Origin of the sequence: Streptomyces sp. NPDC005899, assembly GCF_040629645.1 — a bacterium.
In the GTDB taxonomy this organism is placed as follows: domain Bacteria; phylum Actinomycetota; class Actinomycetes; order Streptomycetales; family Streptomycetaceae; genus Streptomyces.
The window spans coordinates 1-3,069 of sequence record NZ_JBEXWB010000528.1 but is presented as its reverse complement, the minus strand read 5'-3'; the positions used below and the strand labels follow the sequence as shown (position 1 = coordinate 3,069).

Annotated in this window: 2 protein-coding genes; one reads left to right on the top strand and one right to left on the bottom strand. The window is 70.3% G+C overall.

The window, feature by feature from the left end:
• Nucleotides 1–314: 314 nt before the first annotated feature.
• Complete coding sequence (locus ABZ371_RS30925) at nucleotides 315–2,138, bottom strand: phosphoenolpyruvate carboxykinase (GTP) (RefSeq protein ID WP_358685892.1); 1,824 nt, start codon at nucleotides 2,136–2,138, stop codon at nucleotides 315–317.
• A 211-nt stretch (nucleotides 2,139–2,349) separates the two neighbouring features.
• On the opposite strand from ABZ371_RS30925, the gene ABZ371_RS30920 reads away from it, so the two are divergent.
• The gene (locus tag ABZ371_RS30920) at nucleotides 2,350–3,036 is read left to right on the top strand and encodes a hemolysin III family protein (RefSeq protein WP_358685889.1); all 687 of its coding nucleotides are present in this window, start codon (nucleotides 2,350–2,352) and stop codon (nucleotides 3,034–3,036) included.
• Nucleotides 3,037–3,069: the final 33 nt, after the last annotated feature.

Genomic DNA, 3,069 nt, shown 5'->3' with positions numbered 1-3,069 from the left:
CCCGCGCCGACACCGCCGCCGCGATCCTCGCGGCCCAGGCGATGGACGCCCACACCGCGGCACTCGCCGCGGACTCCGCGCCCACGCTCGTGGGCGCCCGCTGACGGCCCCGGTCCACGTGCCGTGAAGGCGCGCGGACCGGGTGCCCCCGCCCTCCCCGGCACGGGCCTCCCCCCGAGGGCGGGGACCCGCGGAACGGGACGGCCCCCGGAACCTCGAGGGTGTTCCGGGGGCCTTACCGCGGCGGGCCGTCGACCCCACAGGTCAGGGCGGATGTCTTCCGGGCCCGCCGCGGAGTGCGGGGAGGCGTGGGCTCAGCCCAGGCGCCGGACCAGCGCGTGGTACTCGTCCCACAGCTCCTTCGGCGTGTGGTCGCCGAAGGTGTCGAGGTGTTCGGGGATCAGCGCGGCCTCCTCGCGCCAGACCTCCTTGTCGACGTCCAGCAGGAAGCCGAGGTCGGACTCCGAGAGGTCCAGGCCGTCGGTGTCCAGGGAGCCCGCGGCCGGCAGGATGCCGATCGGCGTCTCGACGCCTTCCGCCGTGCCCTCCAGGCGTTCGACGATCCACTTGAGGACGCGGCTGTTCTCACCGAAGCCGGGCCACACGAACTTCCCCGCCTCGTTCTTGCGGAACCAGTTCACGTAGTAGATCTTCGGCAGCCTCGACCGGTCCTTGCCGGCGCCGACCTCGATCCAGTGCTTCATGTAGTCGCCCATGTTGTAGCCGCAGAACGGCAGCATGGCGAAGGGGTCGCGGCGCAGCTCGCCGACCTTGCCCTCGGCGGCCGCGGTCTTCTCGGAGGCGACGTTCGCGCCGAGGAAGACGCCGTGTTGCCAGGTGAAGGACTCGGTGACCAGCGGCACGGCCGAGGCGCGGCGACCGCCGAAGAGGATGGCCGAGATCGGCACGCCCTTCGGGTCCTCCCACTCCGGTGCGATGATCGGGCACTGTCCCGCGGGCACGGTGAAGCGGGCGTTGGGGTGGGCGGCGGGCGTGCCGGACTCGGGGGTCCAGTCGTTGCCCTTCCAGTCCGTGAGGTGCGCCGGGGGCTCTTCGGTCATGCCCTCCCACCACACGTCGCCGTCGTCGGTGAGCGCGACGTTGGTGAAGACGGAGTTGCCCCACATGGTCTTCATGGCGTTCGCGTTGGTGTGCTCGCCGGTACCGGGCGCGACACCGAAGAAGCCCGCCTCGGGGTTGATGGCGTACAGCCGGCCGTCCTCGCCGAAACGCATCCAGGCGATGTCGTCGCCGATGGTCTCGACGGTCCAGCCGGAGATCGTGGGCTCCAGCATGGCGAGGTTGGTCTTGCCGCAGGCGCTCGGGAAGGCGGCGGCGACGTACCTGCTCTCACCCCGCGGCGGGGTCAGCTTGAGGATCAGCATGTGCTCGGCGAGCCAGCCCTCGTCGCGGGCCATGACGGAGGCGATGCGCAGGGCGTAGCACTTCTTGCCCAGCAGGGCGTTGCCGCCGTAGCCGGAGCCGTACGACCAGATCTCGCGGTCCTCGGGGAAGTGCGAGATGTACTTGGTGGAGTTGCACGGCCACGGGACGTCCTGTTCGCCCTCGGCCAGGGGTGCGCCGAGGGTGTGGACGGCCTTCACGAAGAAGCCGTCGGTGCCGAGCTCGTCGAGGACCTCCTGCCCCATCCGCGTCATGGTGCGCATGGAGACGGCGACGTACGCGGAGTCGGTGATCTCGACGCCGATGGCGGAGAGCGGCGAGCCGACGGGGCCCATGCAGAACGGGACGACGTACATCGTGCGCCCGCGCATGGAGCCGCGGAAGACGCCCTTCTCGCCCGTGAAGATCTCCCGCATCTCGGCGGGGGCCTTCCAGTGGTTCGTCGGTCCCGCGTCCTCCTCCTTCTCGGAGCAGATGAAGGTGCGGTCCTCGACGCGGGCGACGTCACTCGGGTCGGACGCGGCGTAGTACGAGTTCGGGCGCTTGACCGGGTCGAGCTTCGTGAAGGTGCCCTTCGCGACGAGCTCCTCGCACAGGCGCTCGTACTCGGCCTCGGAGCCGTCGCACCAGACCACCCGGTCCGGCTCGGTGAGTGCTGCGATCCCGGCCACCCAGGAGACGAGCTCCGGGTGGTCGGTGGGAACAGTGAGGGGAGCCGCGATGTCGCGCGCCACGATCGCTCCTTGGAGTGGGTTTCTGTGGAAGAGGCCCCGTGGGGGCTGCGACCCGGACGCTTCGATTCCACCTTCGCGCTCATCCGGTGCCGACCGCACTCATTTGATGTTCCGCTGCTCGCGCCCATATGTCCAGAGGGGCGCCCAGGTGAGCACAGTGACCATCGCCACTACGATTCGCTACCTACGGGGGCGTAGGTAGCATGCCGTCATGACTTCTGCCGACTCCGCGTCGTCCGGGCCCGTCGAACTCACCGACCCCGTCCCGGTCAAGCCACGGATGCGGGGATGGCTGCACGCCGGGATGTTCCCCGCGGTGGTGATCGCCGGAATCGCGCTGATAGCCCTGGCGGACAGCACGCGGGCACGCGTCGCCTGCGCGGTGTACGTACTCAGCGCCTGCCTGCTGTTCGGTGTGAGCGCGGTCTACCACCGGGGGACCTGGGGGCCGCGCGGCGAGGCCGTGCTGCGCAGGCTCGACCACGCCAACATCTTCCTGATCATCGCGGGCACGTACACCCCGCTGACCCTGCTCCTGCTGCCCGAGTCCACCGGTCGCCCGCTCATGTGGGGCATCTGGGGGGCGGCTGCCGCCGGCATCGCCTTCCGGGTGTTCTGGGTCGGCGCGCCCCGCTGGCTGTACACCCCCTGCTACATCGCGATGGGCTGGGCCGCGGTCTTCTTCCTGCCCGACTTCATGCGCGCGGGCGGCATCGCGGTACTCGTCCTGGTCGTCGTCGGCGGCCTGCTGTACAGCGCGGGCGGTGTCATCTACGGCCTCAAGCGCCCGAACCCGTCACCGGACTGGTTCGGCTTCCACGAGGTCTTCCACTCGCTGACGCTCGCCGCCTTCGTGGTGCACTACGTCGGCATCTTCCTGGTGGCCCACGAGGCGTGAGGCAGCCCGGCGTGAGCGGGGCCCGGCCGTCAC